This is a genomic window from Streptomyces sp. NPDC059355 (assembly GCF_042752335.1).
In the GTDB taxonomy this organism is placed as follows: Bacteria; Actinomycetota; Actinomycetes; order Streptomycetales; family Streptomycetaceae; genus Streptomyces.
In genome coordinates, this window is the sequence record NZ_JBHYXN010000003.1 from 190,633 (window position 1) to 206,153 (window position 15,521).

General features: G+C 72.7%; 13 protein-coding genes. 6 read left to right on the forward strand and 7 right to left on the reverse strand.

The features are described from left to right. Positions 1 to 45 precede the first annotated feature (45 nt). From tatC to ACFXGI_RS04545, 3 genes are all read left to right on the forward strand, one after another. Entirely contained in the window at positions 46 to 1,011 is a 966-nt protein-coding gene (gene tatC / locus ACFXGI_RS04535; RefSeq protein WP_384703145.1) for a twin-arginine translocase subunit TatC, read from the forward strand. Positions 1,012 to 1,027: 16 nt separating this feature from the next. Further along, positions 1,028 to 1,933, forward strand: a complete 906-nt coding sequence (locus ACFXGI_RS04540; protein WP_384703147.1) for a diacylglycerol kinase — start codon at positions 1,028 to 1,030, stop codon at positions 1,931 to 1,933. An 81-nt stretch (positions 1,934 to 2,014) separates the two neighbouring features. Beyond that, entirely contained in the window at positions 2,015 to 4,855 is a 2,841-nt protein-coding gene (locus ACFXGI_RS04545) for a DEAD/DEAH box helicase (RefSeq protein ID WP_384703149.1), read from the forward strand. A gap of 95 nt (positions 4,856 to 4,950) precedes the next feature. On the opposite strand, the gene ACFXGI_RS04550 is transcribed toward ACFXGI_RS04545, so the two are convergent. The 4 genes from ACFXGI_RS04550 to ACFXGI_RS04565 all read right to left on the reverse strand — a co-directional run bounded on the left by ACFXGI_RS04550 (position 4,951) and on the right by ACFXGI_RS04565 (position 9,338). Further along, complete coding sequence (locus ACFXGI_RS04550) at positions 4,951 to 5,925, reverse strand: RluA family pseudouridine synthase (RefSeq protein WP_384703152.1); 975 nt, start codon at positions 5,923 to 5,925, stop codon at positions 4,951 to 4,953. A gap of 18 nt (positions 5,926 to 5,943) precedes the next feature. Next, positions 5,944 to 7,488, reverse strand: coding sequence for a serine hydrolase (locus tag ACFXGI_RS04555; protein WP_384703160.1), 1,545 nt, complete (start codon positions 7,486 to 7,488; stop codon positions 5,944 to 5,946). A 61-nt stretch (positions 7,489 to 7,549) separates the two neighbouring features. Further along, entirely contained in the window at positions 7,550 to 8,383 is an 834-nt protein-coding gene (locus tag ACFXGI_RS04560) for a siderophore-interacting protein (protein WP_384703162.1), read from the reverse strand. Between the two features lie 49 nt (positions 8,384 to 8,432). After that, positions 8,433 to 9,338 carry a 5'-3' exonuclease H3TH domain-containing protein gene (locus ACFXGI_RS04565; protein ID WP_384703439.1) on the reverse strand — a complete coding sequence of 302 codons (906 nt, stop codon included), beginning with the start codon at positions 9,336 to 9,338 and terminating at the stop codon, positions 8,433 to 8,435. 249 nt (positions 9,339 to 9,587) lie between these two features. Between ACFXGI_RS04565 and ACFXGI_RS04570 the strand changes: the two genes are divergently transcribed. Together ACFXGI_RS04570 and ACFXGI_RS04575 are read left to right on the forward strand one after the other, a co-directional pair. Then, positions 9,588 to 10,199, forward strand: coding sequence for a helix-turn-helix domain-containing protein (locus ACFXGI_RS04570; RefSeq protein WP_051805130.1), 612 nt, complete (start codon positions 9,588 to 9,590; stop codon positions 10,197 to 10,199). Then, positions 10,196 to 10,933, forward strand: coding sequence for a helical backbone metal receptor (locus ACFXGI_RS04575; protein WP_384703165.1), 738 nt, complete (start codon positions 10,196 to 10,198; stop codon positions 10,931 to 10,933). The genes ACFXGI_RS04570 and ACFXGI_RS04575 overlap by 4 nt, the downstream gene beginning before the upstream one ends. A gap of 10 nt (positions 10,934 to 10,943) precedes the next feature. Here the strand turns inward: ACFXGI_RS04575 and ACFXGI_RS04580 are convergent, their stop codons facing one another. After that, complete coding sequence (locus ACFXGI_RS04580) at positions 10,944 to 12,065, reverse strand: TDT family transporter (RefSeq protein WP_384703168.1); 1,122 nt, start codon at positions 12,063 to 12,065, stop codon at positions 10,944 to 10,946. A 70-nt stretch (positions 12,066 to 12,135) separates the two neighbouring features. Between ACFXGI_RS04580 and ACFXGI_RS04585 the strand changes: the two genes are divergently transcribed. Continuing rightward, entirely contained in the window at positions 12,136 to 13,059 is a 924-nt protein-coding gene (locus ACFXGI_RS04585) for a LysR family transcriptional regulator (RefSeq protein ID WP_384703171.1), read from the forward strand. Positions 13,060 to 13,182: 123 nt separating this feature from the next. On the opposite strand, the gene ACFXGI_RS04590 is transcribed toward ACFXGI_RS04585, so the two are convergent. Then, complete coding sequence (locus tag ACFXGI_RS04590; RefSeq protein WP_384703174.1) at positions 13,183 to 13,887, reverse strand: gamma-glutamyl-gamma-aminobutyrate hydrolase family protein; 705 nt, start codon at positions 13,885 to 13,887, stop codon at positions 13,183 to 13,185. A gap of 33 nt (positions 13,888 to 13,920) precedes the next feature. Then, positions 13,921 to 15,390 carry an ethanolamine permease gene (eat, locus tag ACFXGI_RS04595; RefSeq protein ID WP_384703177.1) on the reverse strand — a complete coding sequence of 490 codons (1,470 nt, stop codon included), beginning with the start codon at positions 15,388 to 15,390 and terminating at the stop codon, positions 13,921 to 13,923. Positions 15,391 to 15,521 lie beyond the last annotated feature (131 nt).

Genomic DNA, 15,521 nt, shown 5'->3' on the forward strand with positions numbered 1-15,521 from the left:
GGCCCTGATCACGCCGGTCATCTGCAACGAGACAAGGGACGTGGGTTGCTCAAGTCTGCCCGCAAGCAGGAGAAGCAGGACAAGCAGGCCAAGGACGCCGAAGGGCGGATGCCTCTTGTCGAGCACCTGCGTGAGCTGAGAAACCGCCTGTTGAAGTCGGTCCTGGCGATCCTGGTGATCACCATCGTGGCTGCCTTCTACTACAAGGACCTCATCGACTTCATGCTGAAGCCGATGCTGGACTCCGTCGGCTGCACCAACGGGGTGGTCTCACAGCGCAACGGCCGGCCCTGCGCCGACATGACGGTGAACGGCCTCATCGCCCCGTTCTCCATCGCCCTCAAGGTCTCGCTCACCGCCGGTGTGGTGCTTTCGGCGCCGGTCTGGCTCTACCAGCTCTGGGCCTTCGTCGCCCCGGGCCTGCACAACCACGAGAAGCGCTACGCGGTCGGCTTCGTGGCCGTCGGCGCTCCGCTGTTCGCCGCCGGTGGGGTGCTCGCCTACAAGCTGCTGCCGCAGACCGCGACGATCCTCCTCGAGTTCACCCCGGACAACGCGCGCAACCTGCTCCCGGTCGACGACTACCTCGACCTGGTTACGCGCATGGTCATCGTCTTCGGCCTCGCCTTCGAGCTGCCGCTGCTGCTGATCCTCCTCAACTTCACCGGGATCCTCACCGCGAAGCGGCTGGCGAGCTGGTGGCGGGCCATGGTGCTGGGCATCACGATCTTCGCCGCGTTCGCCACGCCCACCGGTGACCCGCTGACCATGATCTCGCTGGCCGCTCCGATCGTCGCCCTCTACTTCATCGCCCTCGGGATCTGCCTGGTCAACGACCGCAGGCGGGGCCGCGGCAACCCCGACGCACTCCTCGACGACGACGAGGCCTCCGAGCTGGACCTGACGCCCGCGCCCATCGGTGAGATGGAGCCCGTCCAGGCCCCGACCGCGCTGCCCGAGCAGGCCGACGGCGGCCGCCGGCAGATCAACGGTTACGACGACGCGACCTGACAGGTACATTCCCCGGGTGAGTGCTGAGATCACCCTCCTCGTCAATCCCACCGCGGGACGCGGCCGGGGCGCGCACGCCGCGCAGCCGGCCGCTTCCGCGCTCCGGGCCGCCGGGTTCTCCGTACGGACGGTGCTCGGCGCCGATGCCGCGGACGCGCTGTCGCGGCTGCGCACCGCCGTCCGGGAGGGCACGGGCGCGGTGATCGCCGTCGGCGGCGACGGCGTGGTCTCGCTGGCCCTGCAGGCCCTGGCCGGGACGCTGGTACCGCTCGGGGTGGTCGCCGTGGGGACCGGGAACGACTTCGCGCGGGCCATGGGGCTGCCCGTGGGGGAGCCCGCGCAGGCGGGGCGGCTCGCCGCCGAAGCGCTCAAGGAGGGCCGGATCCGCGAGATCGACCTCGGGCGGGTGGCGGGGATCCCGGACCAGGGGGAGACCTGGTACGGGACCGTGCTGTGCTCCGGCTTCGATTCGCGGGTCAACGACCGGGGCAACCGGATGCGGCTCCCGGCGGGACGGTTCAAGTACGACCTGGCGATCCTCGCGGAGCTGGCCTCCTTCCGGCCGTTCCCGTACCGGATCACCCTCGACGACGGTCCGGTGATCGAGACCGAGGCCGCGCTGGTCGCCGTCGGCAACGGGTCCTCGTACGGCGGCGGCATGCGCATCTGCGCGGACGCCGTCCCGGACGACGGGCTCTTCGACGTGACGGTGGTCGGGGACTGCAGCCGGACCACCTTGCTGAAGGTCTTTCCGCAGGTCTACAAGGGGACGCACCTCAGCCACCCGAAGGTGACCGTCCACCGGGCCGCGAAGATCACCCTGGAGGCCGCCGGGATCACCGCGTACGCCGACGGCGAGCCGCTCGGACCGCTGCCGGTGACCGCCGACTGCGTGCCCGGGGCCCTGCGGCTGCTGTCGTAGCGCCGTCGCCGCGGCGGCCCGCGCAGTCCGTATAAATGATCGCGACTGTTGTCAGGGGCGGCGGGTAGGCTCGAAGACAAGATGACCGAAGAACTCTCACCGGCGGAGCGGTACGCCGCTGCCCGGATCCGCGCCGCCGAAGAGGCCTCCGCCCTGGCCCCCTTCCGCGAGATGTACGAATTCGACCTGGACGCGTACCAGGTCGACGCCTGCAAGGCACTGGAGGCAGGCAAGGGCGTCCTCGTCGCCGCCCCGACCGGCTCGGGCAAGACGATCGTCGGCGAGTTCGCCGTGCACCTCGCCCTCGGCCAGGGCCGCAAGTGCTTCTACACGACGCCCATCAAGGCGCTGTCGAACCAGAAGTACGCCGACCTCGTCAAGCGCTACGGCGCCGACAAGGTGGGCCTGCTGACCGGTGACAACAGCGTCAACTCCGAGGCGCCCGTGGTCGTGATGACCACGGAGGTGCTCCGCAACATGCTGTACGCGGGCTCGCAGTCGCTGCGCGGCCTCGGCTACGTCGTGATGGACGAGGTGCACTACCTCTCCGACCGGTTCCGCGGAGCCGTCTGGGAGGAAGTGATCATCCACCTCCCCGAGTCGGTCACGCTGGTGTCCCTTTCGGCCACCGTGTCCAACGCCGAGGAGTTCGGCGACTGGCTGGACACCGTGCGAGGCGACACCGAGGTGATCGTCTCCGAGGAGCGGCCCGTCCCGCTGTGGCAGCACGTCATGGCCGGCCGCAAGATCTACGACCTCTTCGAGGAGGAGTCCGACCACGGAGGCCGCGGCTCCGCGCGCCGGGAGGTCAACCCCGACCTGCTGCGCATGGCGCGCGAGGAGAACACCCGTACGTACAGTCCGAAGGACCGGCGGCGCGGCAAGATGGTCCGCGAGGCCGACCGCGAGCGCGAGCGGCGCTCCCGCGGCCGGATCTGGACCCCGAGCCGGCCCGAGGTCATCGCCCGCCTCGACGGCGACGGGCTGCTGCCCGCCATCAACTTCATCTTCAGCCGGGCCGGCTGCGAGGCCGCCGTCCAGCAGTGCCTGTTCGCGGGCCTGCGGCTCAATGACGACACGGCCCGTCTGAGGGTCCGCGAGATCGTCGAGGAGCGGACCGCCTCCATCCCCACCGAGGACCTGCACGTCCTCGGATACTACGAGTGGCTCGAAGGCCTGGAGCGGGGCATCGCCGCGCACCACGCCGGCATGCTGCCCACCTTCAAGGAGGTCGTGGAGGAGCTGTTCGTCCGCGGTCTCGTCAAGGCCGTCTTCGCCACCGAGACCCTGGCGCTGGGCATCAACATGCCCGCGCGCACGGTGATCCTGGAGAAGCTGGTCAAGTGGAACGGCGAGCAGCACGCCGACATCACCCCCGGCGAGTACACGCAGCTCACCGGCCGGGCCGGACGGCGCGGCATCGACGTCGAGGGCCACGCCGTGGTGCTGTGGCAGCGGGGCATGGACCCGGCGGGGCTCGCCGGGCTCGCGGGCACCCGTACGTATCCGCTGCGCTCCAGCTTCAAGCCCTCGTACAACATGGCCGTGAACCTGGTCAGCCAGTTCGGGCGGCACCGCTCGCGCGAGCTGCTGGAGACCTCGTTCGCGCAGTTCCAGGCCGACCGCTCGGTCGTCGGGATCTCCCGGCAGGTGCAGCGCAACGAGGAGGGCCTGGAGGGCTACCGGGAGGGCATGACCTGCCACCTCGGGAACTTCGAGGAGTACGCGCAGCTGCGCCGCGACCTCAAGGACCGCGAGACGGACCTGGCCAAGCAGGGCGCGGCCCAGCGCCGGGTGCAGGCGGCCGGTTCGCTGGAGAAGCTCAAGCCGGGCGACATCATCCACGTGCCGACCGGCAAGTTCGCCGGGCTCGCGCTGGTCCTGGACCCGGGCGTGCCGGCCGGCCGGGTCAACGGGCACCGGGGGTTCGAGTACGCCGAGGGGCCGCGGCCGCTGGTGCTGACCGCGGAGCGGCAGGTCAAGCGGCTCGCCGCGATCGACTTCCCGGTCCCGGTCGAGGCGATCGAGCGGATGCGGATCCCCAAGACCTTCAACGCGCGCTCGCCGCAGTCCCGTCGGGATCTGGCGTCCCAACTGCGGGCCAAGGCCGGACACATCGCGCCGGAGCGGCGCGGGCGCGGCCGGGCCGCGGCCGCCGACGACCGCGAGATCGCGCGGCTGCGCGCCGAGCTGCGGGCGCACCCCTGCCACGGGTGCGACGAGCGCGAGGACCACGCCCGCTGGGCGGAGCGCTACCACCGCCTCAGGCGGGACACCCAGCAGCTGGAGCGGCGCATCGAGGGCCGTACGAACACGATCGCCCGCACCTTCGACCGGATCCACGCGCTGCTCACCGAGCTGGACTACCTGCGCGAGAACGAGGTGACCGTGCACGGCAAGCGGCTCGCCCGGCTGTACGGGGAGCTCGACCTGCTGGCGTCGGAGTGCCTGCGCGAGGGCGTCTGGGAGGGGCTGTCCCCGGCGGAACTGGCCGCCTGCGTCTCGGCGTTGGTGTTCGAGGCGCGGCAGTCCGACGATGCGGTGGCGCCGAAGGTGCCCGGTGGTGCCGCGAAGGCGGCGCTGGGCGAGATGGTTCGCATCTGGGGCCGGCTCGACGCGCTGGAGGAGGAGCACCGCATCAACCAGGCGGAGGGCGTGGGCCAGCGCGAGCCGGACCTGGGCTTCGCGTGGGCCGCGTACCAGTGGGCCTCCGATAAGAGCCTGGACGAGGTGCTGCGGGAGGCGGAGATGCCCGCCGGCGACTTCGTGCGCTGGTGCAAGCAGGTCATCGACGTGCTGGGGCAGATCGCGGCCGCGGCCCCCTCTGCGTCCGGTGACAGCGGGAGCACGGTGGCCCGCAATGCCCGCAAGGCCGTGGACGCGCTGCTGCGCGGCGTGGTGGCCTACAGCTCGGTCGGCTAGGCGGCCACGACCTGGGGAGTGTCGTCAAAGTGGCGTCGGCCGCCCGAGCGTGCGTGCCAGGCCCCGCCGGCCAGACGGGACTTTGACGACACGACCTAGAGGTCCTCGGGGCTGTCGGGACCTCGCCATCCGGCGAGGTCCTGCCAGGCCGTGAGGCTCAGGCCGCTCTCGAAGCGGTGCGGGGTGCCGGTGACCGGGTCGGTGAACGACACCGTACGGGCCAGGAGTTGGATCGGTCTGCGGTAGTCGTCCGGAGCCGGGTCGGTGACCTCCGGGTACACCGGGTCGCCGAGGATCGGCAGGCCGAGGCCGTTCATGTGCACCCGCAGCTGGTGGGTGCGCCCGGTGTGCGGGGTCAGCCGGTAGCGGCCCAGCTCCCCCTTGGTGTCGATGAGTTCGACCAGGCTCTCGGCGTTCGGCTCCGCGCCGGGGATCTCGGCCGCCGCCATCACCCCGCGGGTCTTCTCGATGTGGCTGCGGACCGTGCGGGGGAGCGCGACGGCCGGGTCGTGGCGCGCGAGCGCCTCGTACCGCTTGAGGACCCGCCGCTCCTGGAACAGCAGCTGGTACGCGCCGCGGTCCTCGGGGCGGATGCTGAACATCACCAGTCCGGCCGTCAGCCGGTCCAGCCGGTGCGCCGGGCTGAGCTCGGGCAGGTCGAGCTCGGCGCGCAGCCGGGCCAGGGCGGTCTGCGTGACGTGGCTGCCGCGTGGGGTGGTCGCCAGGAAGTGCGGCTTGTCCACGACCAGCAGGTGCGCGTCCCGGTGGACGACGCGGATCGGGAACGGCACCACGGGCTCCGGCTCCATGTCCCGGTGGAACCAGAGGTAGGCGCCCGGCTCGTACGGGTCCTGCGGGCCCAGGGCCCGCCCGCCGGGGCCGAACACCCGCCCGGCGCGCAGCAGGTGCGCGATGGACTGCGCGCCGCGGGTGCCGGCGTACCGCTCGGCGAGGTAGCCGCCGAGGTCGGGCCAGCGCCCGTCGGGGTCGGCGGGCAGCCGCAGCCGGACCGGGTCGATGCCGGCGACCTGGGGGAGGGGCGAGGGGGGTGCCTGGGCTCTGCGTCTCATCGGGTCCAGGCTATGCCGCTACGGCTTGGTGAAGGTGCCCAGGTGGGTGGCGTCCAGGTACTCGATGCGGACCGTGCCGTCCTTGAAGACCACCCCGGTGCGGCCGACGGCGTTCTCGCCGGCGGTCACGTAGCTGAAGGTGTCCCCGTCGTAGTGGGTGAGCGGGAAGCGCATCGGCTTCGGGCCGAGGGAGAGGGTCAGGCCGCCGCCGGCGTTCGCCGTCACGGTCAGTTTCCCGTAGTACGGGCTGACGTAGGTCCCGGTGTACGCACTGTCGGCGCGGGCCGGCTTCGCCCCCGCGGGCGGGTGCGCGTAGTCGGTGGTGGAGCGGCCGGGGTCGAGGGCCTGGGCGTACAGCTGGGCGAAGAGGGGGAGCCACTCGGTGGTCGGTCTGCCGTGCTCGGCGGTGTCGAAGAAGTCCTCGGCTATGGCGTCGGCGACGCCGACCGGGGCGCCGTTGGTGAGGACGATGATGCCGAGCTTCTCCAGGGGCAGCATGGTGACGTTGGTGTTGGCACCGAGGTCGAAGGCGCCGGAGTGGCTGAGGCGGAGCCGGCCCGCGTCGTCGTACGAGACGTTCCAGCCGAGCCCGTAGAAGCCGGTGTGGTCCAGGGGCGGGGTCGGGGCCTGGGACAGGATCTGCGGCAGGTGGGTGGTGGCGAGGGTGTCGGCGGGGACGATCCGCTTCCCGTCGAGGGTGCCGCCGGCCAGCTGGAGGCGCAGCCAGCGGGCCATGTCGGTGGCGGTGGAGCTCACGCCGCCGGCGGGGGCCTGGGCGTCGGGGTCGCGTACGTAGCGGGGCGACCAGGTGCCGTCCGGGTTCTTGACGTGGGTGGCGGCGTGGTCGGGGGCATTGACGAAGGCCGAGAACTCGGTGCTGGTGCGGGTCATGCCGGCGGGCTTGAAGAGGGTGTCGTCGGCGAGCTTCTGCCAGCTGGTGCCGTGCTGCCGGGCGACGGCCTCGGCGGCCGCGGTGAAGCCGAAGTTGGTGTAGGCGTAGCTCGCGCGGAACGGGGAGAGGGGTTCCAGGCGGAGGTGGTCGAGGATGTACGCCTGGTCGTAGCCGAGGTCTTCGAGGAGGTCCCCCGCGTGGTCGGGGAGGCCGCTGCGGTGCGAGAACAGGTCGGCGGTGGTGACGTGGCCGGTGACCCAGGGGTCCTTCAGCGCGAAGCCGGGGAGTTCGGTGCGGCGGTCCCAGTCGGCGGGGTTCTTGAGGGTGCCGGCCACCACCGTGGAGGAGATCGGCTTCGAGAGGGAAGCGATCTGGAAGACGGTGCCGGGGCCGATGGCACCGGGCGCGTCGGTGCGCCGGACGCCGAAGCCCTTGAGGTAGACGACCTTGTCGTCGTGGACGACGGCGACGGCGGCTCCGGGAACCCCGGTGCTGCGCAGGGCGTCGGTGACGTACCCGGTCAGGCGCCCCAGCGCGGCGTCCACTTCCGCGTCCGTGATCCGGGGCTTCGGCGCGGGCGGCGGGCTGGGCGCGGCGGCGGCGCCGGTCGCGGCCGTCGCAGCGAAGACGACGGCGGCTCCGGCCGCAACGAGCATGCGGAGCGTGCGCATGGAGACATTGTCACGCCGAACGGGTGACCTCGCCCCGCGAGGCGGGGGCGGCCCGGTGCGGTCAGGCGGCGGACTCCTGCTCGGCCATGACCGTGGCGTTCCAGTCGCGCTTGATCGCCCGCCAGCCCTCGTCCGTCTCGCCCTGGCGCCAGTAGCCGGAGATCGACAGGCGCTCCTTGGGGACGCCGCGCTCCAGGCGCAGGTGGCTGCGGAGGTCCTTCACGAAGCCGGCTTCGCCGTGGACGAAGGCGTGGACGTCGCGGGAGGGGAACTCCAGGGTCCTGACCGCCTCGACGAGCGTCCGGCCGACCGGGCCGGAGCCGCGGTGCAGCCAGACCGGGACGATGCCGTCGGGGGTGGCGATCTTCTGCTCGTCGTCCGGGCCCTCGACCTCCACGAACGCGTGTACCCGCGCGCCCGCCGGCATCCGCTCCATCGCGGCCGCGATGGCCGGCAGGGCGCTCTCGTCACCCACCAGCAGGTGCCAGTCGGCCGTCGGGTCCGGCGCGTACGCGCCGCCCGGGCCGAGGAAGCGGACGAGTTCACCCGGCTGGACGCGGGCCGCCCAGGGACCGGCCAGCCCCTCGTCGCCGTGGACGACGAAGTCGAGCGTCAGCTCCAGGTGCACCGGGTCCCACGAGCGGACCGTGTATGCCCGCTGGCGCGGCCAGGCGTCCCGCGCGTACTCGGCGCGGATCCGGTCCAGGTCCCACGGCGAGGGGTAGGTGACGCCTTCGGGGGCGAACAACAGCTTGATGTAATGGTCCGCGAACTCGCCCGCACTGAACCGGACCAGTCCGGCGCCGCCCAGCACCACGCGCACCATGTGCGGCGTCAGCCGCTCTGTGCGCACGACGACTGCGGTGCCGATCTTGCGGGCGCGTCCTTCTGCCACGGCGTCTCCCCTTGCTCCCCTGAAACTTAGGATTACCTAAGTTAGCACCTCAAGGGCGCAGCGCGCTGCCGAGACGCAACACGGCTCCGCCAAGACCCCACCGGCGCGCCAGCGCGTCGACGAGTTCCGGCTGCGCGGGCACCGCGGGCAGAGCCGGGTCGAACTCCGGAAGAGGGACGTCGGAGGCCACCTGGACCACCTTCGGGGCCACCGCCAGATACGGCCGGGATTCGTCCAGCCGCTTGCGCTGCGTGGGCGTCAGCTTCGACTTCGGGTCGTCGATCGCCGCGATGATCCCGGCCAGCGAGCCGTACGCGTCCAGCAGCTTCGCCGCCGTCTTCTCGCCGATCCCCGGGACCCCCGGCAGCCCGTCGCTCGGGTCCCCGCGCAGCAGCGCCAGGTCCGCGTACCCCGCGCCGTCCACCCCGTACTTCTCGCGCAGCCACGCCTCGTCCGTCACCTGGAGCGTGCCGACCCCCTTCAACGGGTACAGCACGCGCCGCTGCCGGGCGTCGTCCACCAGCTGGTACAGGTCGCGGTCGCCGGTGACGATGTCCACCGGACCCGTGGCGCGCCCCGTCAGCGTGCCGATCACGTCGTCGGCCTCGTACCCGGCGACGCCCACCCGGGCGATCCCGAACGCGTCCAGCGCTGCCTCGATGATCGGCACCTGCGGGGACAGGGTGTCGGGAGTCTCCTCCACGTCCGGACCGCTCTCGGTCTCCTCGGCGACGCGGTGCGCCTTGTACGAGGGGATCAGCTCCACCCGCCAGTGCGGCCGCCAGTCGGCGTCCATGCAGGCCACCAGATCGTCGGGGCGGTGGTCCTGGACGAGGCGCCCGATGAAGTCGAGCAGCCCGCGCACCGCGTTGACCGGGGTGCCGTCCGGGGCCTTCACGGAGTCCGGCACGCCGAAGTACGCGCGGTAGTAGAGGGAGGCGGTGTCCAGCAGCATCAGGCGTCGAGTCGTCGTCACGGTGACGATGATGCCGCAACCCCCGGGTGCGCCCGCAGCCGACGGTTACGCCCGGGGGCACGGAAAGTGGCCGTCAGTGCGCTCGAACATGGCACGGGAGTTTCACCCGGGGCGTACCCTTGTCGGCTCTTGCACGCGAAACCGGGGGCGGTTGCTGCGTAAGGTGCTTACAGCACACCGATGTGAGACGGACGCCGACGCACCAGACAAGGGGAGGGCAGCCCCGCCATGGACGACAGGGACGGCTCGGACGACAAGGAACGGGACAAGGACGCCAAGGAACCGCTCCGGGTGGGTGTGGCCGTGCGCAAGCGGCGCCGGGCACTGCACCTCACCCTCGCCGCCGTATCGGCGCGCAGCGGCCTGTCGGTGCCCTTCCTCAGCCAGATAGAGAACGAGCGGGCCCGGCCCAGCATGCGGTCCCTCGAACGGGTCGCGGACGCGCTGGAGACCACGGCCGTCGAGCTGCTGGCCGCCTCCGACACCGCGCGCACGGTCGACCTCGTGCGGGCCGGGGACGACTCCGGACTCACGCCGGTCCCGGGGGTGCGCCCCCTCGTACGCGGACACCACCAGCTGCACGCGCTGGAGTTCACCGGGGACCAGGACGCCGGCCGCGAGTACCAGCACCGCAACGACGAGCTGATGTACGTGGTCTCGGGCGCCTGCCAGGTGGAGGCCGAGGGGCGGGCGTACCGGCTGGAGAGCGGGGACGCGCTGTTCCTGTCCGGCGGCGTACGGCACCGCTGGCGAGCCGTCTCCGAGGACACCCGGCTCCTGGTCGTGGCGGTCGGCGACCACATCCACGCCACCTCCGAGCCGCCCTCGCCCGGGCGGTGAGCCGCGGCCGGACGCGGGTCGTCTCGCTCGTCCCCTCGCTGACCGAGGCGGTGGCGGTCAGCGCCCCCGGGCTGCTCGTCGGGGTCACCGACTGGTGCACGCACCCCGCGGACCTCGACGGGCGGGGCGCGGTGCGCGTCGGGGGTACGAAGAACCCCGACGTGGAGCGGATCACGGCGCTGCGCCCGGACCTGGTGATCGCCAACGAGGAGGAGAACCGCGCCCCGGACCTGGCGGCGCTGCGCGCGGCCGGGGTGGAGGTGCTGGTCACCGAGGTGCGGGAGCTGCCGCAGGCGCTGACCGAGCTGTCCCGGGTGCTGGTGGGGGCCCTGGGGCTGGCGCGGCCGCGGTGGCTGGACGAGGCCGAGGCGGCCTGGGCGCGGGTGGAGACGGCCGGCCCGCGGCGGGCCTTCGTGCCGGTGTGGCGGCGCCCCTGGATGGTGCTCGGCCGCGACACGTTCGCGGGCGATCTGCTCGCCCGGCTGGGTGTGGACAACATCTACGCCGGGAACGCCGAGCGGTATCCGAGGGTGCCGGTGGAGGAGCTGGCCGCCGCCGACTGCGATCTGGTGGTGCTCCCCGACGAGCCGTACCGCTTCACGCGCGAGGACGGCCCGGAAGCCTTCCCGGGCCGTCCCTCCGCCCTCGTCAGCGGCCGCCATCTCACCTGGTACGGGCCCTCGCTGGCCGAGGCCCCGGCCGTACTGGCGGCGGCGCTGCGGGCCGCCCGCTGACGGCGGTCCGTCAGCGGGGCAGCAGCGCGCCGGTGAACAGGCCGCGCAGCGTGTGGGCCGCGGCAAGCACCCAGGCGGTCAGCAGGCCGAGGAACAGGGCGGTCGCGAGCCAGGCGAAGGCGGTCAGGCCGGTGTGGCGGGCCAGGCCCGCGGCGCCGGTGACGCAGGTGCCGACGGGGAACGTCAGCGCCCACCAGGTCATCGCGAAGCCCATGCCGTTACGGGCGGCCCGCACCAGCATCGCGGCCGCCAGAGCCAGCCACAGCAGGGCGAAGCCCATCACGGGCACTCCGTAGACCACCGCGAAGGCGCCGAGCGCTCCGGCGTAGGGGGCGCCGATCGCCTCGGGGGCCACGTCGGCGAGCTGGTTGACGGCGGTGGTGGACTGGCCGAGGGGGCCCAGGACCAGGAACAGGGTGGGGGTCAGCAGCAGGGGCAGGGGGCCGCCCACGATCAGCCGGCCGAAGACCAGGGGCAGCATCAGCAGGGTGGCCAGCAGGCTGATGCCGAACATGGCGTAGCAGGCCAGCAGCAGCGCCTCGCGGGGCTGGCCGGCGGGCAGGTGGGGTATCAGCAGGGGGCCCAGGGCGGCGGAGACCATGGGGGCGACCAGGGGCAGCAGCCACACGGGGGTGGCCTGGGCGGCCTCGACCTTGTGCCGGACCACCATCAGGTACGGCACCACCACGGCCATGAGCAGGCCGATCGCGGTTCCGGCGGTGAAGAGCACGGCGTCGACGGCGACGGCTGCGGGCACGCCGATGAGGTCCTTGCCGACGATCAGGGTGCCACCGCCGACGGCCAGCAGGGCCATCGCGAGACACCCGTAGAAGGGGGCCACCGCGGGGTCGAGGAGGTGGGCGCGGGCCTGGTCGCGGTGGTGGAGCCAGTGGCCGGCGCGGGCGGTGAGCAGCAGGGCGAGGGCCGCCGCGGACAGGGCCCAGACGATCTGGCAGGCCACGCGCTGGCCGGGCACCTGGTACGGGAGGGTCGCGCCGGCGTTGGCGACGATCGCCGTGCCCATGACGGACGCGTACCAGTTGGGGCCGAGGTGGCGGAGCGCCGCGAAGGCCTTGTGGGCCTCGGGGTTCCGGGAGGTGTGGGCGCGGGGTCGCGCGAGGGTGGTGGCCATGGATCCAGCCTCGTGGCGGAGCCGGGCGGACGGCAGAGGCCGTCTCTCTATAAGGCCATAAACTGACTTTATGGGTAACGAGGAGTGGGTTCCGCTGGCACACCGGGTACCGGACCTGGGGGCGCTGGAGCTGCTGCTCGCGGTCGCCCGCATCGGCAGTCTGAGCGGCGCGGCCAAGCGCATGGGCATCACGCAGCCCGCCGCGAGCAGCCGGATCCGGGCGATGGAGACGCGGCTGGGGGTGGCGCTGGTGGACCGCTCGCCGCGGGGGTCGACCCTGACGGCCGAGGGGGCGCTCGTCACCGACTGGGCGCGGCGCGTGGTGGATGCGGCGGAGGCCTTCGACGCCGGGGCGCAGGCGCTGCGCGGGCGGCGGGACTCGCGGCTGCGGGTGGCCGCCAGCATGACCATCGCGGAGTACCTGCTGCCGGGGTGGCTGATCGCGTTGCGCGGGCAGCGGCCGGGGACGGCGGTGTCGCTGCACGCGGGGAACTCGGCCGTGGTCGCGGAGCGGGTGCTGGCCCATGAGGCGGACCTGGGGTTCGTGGAGGGGCTGTCGGTGCCGGAGGGGCTGGACTCGGTGGTGATCGCGCAGGACCGGCTGGTGGTGGCGGTGGCCCCGGGGCACGCGTGGGCGCGCCGCACGCGGGGGGTGGCGGCGGCGGAGCTGGCGGCGACCCCGCTGATCCTGCGGGAGTGGGGATCGGGGACCCGGCAGGTGCTGGACGCCGCGCTGGCGCAGAGCGGGGGGCTGGCGGCTCCGCTGCTGGAGCTGGCGTCGACGACCGCGGTGAAGGCGGCTGCGCTGAGCGGGGCGGGGCCGTGCGTGCTGTCGGAGCTGGCGCTGGGCGAGGAGCTGGCGGCGCGGCGCCTCGTCGAGGTACCGGTGACGGGGGCCGCCCTGGGGCGGGCCCTGCGGGCGGTGTGGCCGGTGGGGAACAGGCCGGCGGGCCCGGCCCGCGACCTGCTGTCGCTGACCCGGGCCCGCTCGTGACCTCCGGTCCTTGACCGGTCGCCTGTTGCGGCCGTGCAGGGGCATGCCGTGCCTGCCGTGCCCCTGCGGGACCGCGCCCGCGCCCGCGCACGTGCTTGTGCCGGGGGCCGGCCGGCGGGTCCGTCAGGCCAAGGACGCCGCCGTGAGGGTGGCCGCTTCGACCAGCGCGGACATCACGCGGGTGTCCTTGTCGCGTTCCGGGTGCCACTGGACGCCGAGGACCCAGTGCCCCGGGTCGGGGAGTTCGATGGCCTCCACCGTTCCGTCGACCGCGTGCGCCGAGGCGATCAGGCCCTCGCCCAGCCGCTCGACGGCCTGGTGGTGGTAGGTCGGAACCTCCGCCTCCTCCGGGACCAGCGCCGCGTACCGGGTGCCCTCGACCGGGCGGACCGGGTGCCAGGACATGACGCCCGGGGCCGCCACATGGCCGTCGATGTGCTGGATCAGCGTGCCGCCCAGGGCCACGTTCAGCGCCTGCATGCCCCGGCAGATGCCCAGTACCGGCAGGCCCGCCGCCAAGGCCGCCTCGATCAGTGCGAGTTCCCACTCGTCCCGCTTGGTCGCGGGAGCGCCCGTACGGGGGTCCCGGTCGGCCCCGTAGCGGACCGGGTCCACATCGGGGCCGCCCGCGACGACCAGGCCGTCCAGCCGGCTCAGCACCTCCGCCGCCGAACCGGGTTCGTCCGGCGGGAGCAGCACGGCCGCGCCGCCCGCCGCCTGGACGAGTTCGTAGTACCCGGTGGGCACGAGGGACGTCGGGACGTCCCACACCGCGTAGCGGGTGGATTCCTCCACGTAGGTCGTGATGCCGATGAGCGGCCTGGGCACGGTTCCTGCCTCCAAGGGGTCGAGTAACGGCGGTCAGTCGCGGGTGAGTTCGGCCTCGGCCTCGGCCAGCGCCGCGAACTCCTCCTCCGGCGCGGAGGCCACGAGGTGGTGCCGACTGTAGAACGCGAAGTAGGCGAGGGCGACCGCGTACACACCGAGGGCGATGAACGCCGCGTCCTTGTCCACCAGGAAGGTGGCGACGAGGGCCGAGAGGGCGAGGACGAAGGCCACCGAGGAGGTGGCGATGCCTCCGGGCGTGCGGTACGGGCGCTCCAGGCCCGGCTCCCGCCTGCGGAGCACGATGTGGGACAGGGCCATCAGCGCGTACGAGATGGTCGCTCCGAACACCGCGATGTTGAGCATGCGCGGGCCGTTCCCGGTGGCCGCGGCGAGCGCGAAGCCGATCGCGCCGGGGATGAGCAGGCCGAGGTACGGGGCCTTGCGCTTCGAGGTGAGGGAGAGGAAGCGCGGCAGGTAACCGGCCCGGGAGAGGGCGAAGAGCTGGCGGGAACCGGCGTAGATGAGGGAGAAGAAGGAGGCCACGAGGCCCGCGAGACCGGCGTAGTTGACGAAGGTCTTCAGCCAGGAGAGGCCGGGGTTGCCGTCGAGGGCGACGACCAGCGGATTCCCGGCGTCCTTGATGGCGTCGGCGCCGCGCGCCCCGGTCGAGGCCAGGAAGGTGAGCAGGGCCAGCAGGACCAGGATGCCCATGGAGATCGACAGGGCCCGGGGCATGGAGCGCACCGGGTCCTTGGCCTCCTCGGCGGCCAGCGGTACGCCCTCGACACCGAGGAAGAACCACATCCCGAAGGGGAAGGCGGCCCAGATCCCGAGCACGCCCAGCGGCAGCCAGGAGCTCGATCCGGCGGCGGTGGTGTCCACGGCGATGTCGTCGAGGTTCGAGGGGTCGAACTCGGTGAAGGCGCCCAGCGCGAAGACGATCAGCGCGAGCACGGCGATCGCGGTGACGACGAGGGAGAAGCGCAGGGCCTCGCCGACGCCCCACAGGTGGATGCCGATGAAGATCGCGAAGCAGGCGAGGTAGACCGGCCAGCCGGAGGTGAGGCCGAAGAGGTTCAGGGATTCGACGTAGTCGCCGATGAAGATGGAGATCGCGGCCGGGGCCAGGATGTACTCGATGAGGATCGCGGTGCCGGTGAGGAACCCGCCCCAGGTGCCGAGCGCCCGGCGGGCGAAGCCGTAGCCGCCGCCCGCCGTGGGCAGGATCGCGGAGAGTTCGGCGAGGGAGAAGACGAGGCAGGCGTACATCGCGCCCATGAGGACGGTGGCGATGGCGAGCCCGCCGAAGCCGCCCTGGGCGAGGCCGACGTTCCAGCCGGAGAAGTCGCCGGAGACGACGTACGCGACGCCGAGGCCGGTCAGCAGCAGCCAGCCGGCGCTGCCGCGGCGCAGCGTACGGCGTTCCAGGTAGCTGTCCGCGCCCTCGGGGGACGTGGTGGGTTCGGGTACGGCTGCGAGCCGTGCCTCGGTGTCGTCGGCCATGTGCGCTCCTGCCTAGGGCAATGGTTGTGGGGCGTACCTTTGCCGTAGCGGAGTGGAGTGCGCAAGACCCCTGCGTTAAACAGGGGTTACGAAAACCTCTCGGGCCGCTCCCGCCGCGTCCGTTTCCGCGC

Coding starts and splice junctions, on each gene's coding strand:
- ACFXGI_RS04555 (WP_384703160.1), bottom strand. CDS start 7,488: ATGCGCACGCTCCGCATGCTCGTTGCGGCCGGAGCCGCCGTCGTCTTC.
- ACFXGI_RS04580 (WP_384703168.1), bottom strand. CDS start 12,065: ATGGCCACCACCCTCGCGCGACCCCGCGCCCACACCTCCCGGAACCCC.
- ACFXGI_RS04565 (WP_384703439.1), bottom strand. CDS start 9,338: ATGCTGCTGGACACCGCCTCCCTCTACTACCGCGCGTACTTCGGCGTG.
- ACFXGI_RS04570 (WP_051805130.1), top strand. CDS start 9,588: ATGGACGACAGGGACGGCTCGGACGACAAGGAACGGGACAAGGACGCC.
- ACFXGI_RS04545 (WP_384703149.1), top strand. CDS start 2,015: ATGACCGAAGAACTCTCACCGGCGGAGCGGTACGCCGCTGCCCGGATC.
- ACFXGI_RS04585 (WP_384703171.1), top strand. CDS start 12,136: ATGGGTAACGAGGAGTGGGTTCCGCTGGCACACCGGGTACCGGACCTG.
- ACFXGI_RS04550 (WP_384703152.1), bottom strand. CDS start 5,925: ATGAGACGCAGAGCCCAGGCACCCCCCTCGCCCCTCCCCCAGGTCGCC.
- eat (WP_384703177.1), bottom strand. CDS start 15,390: ATGGCCGACGACACCGAGGCACGGCTCGCAGCCGTACCCGAACCCACC.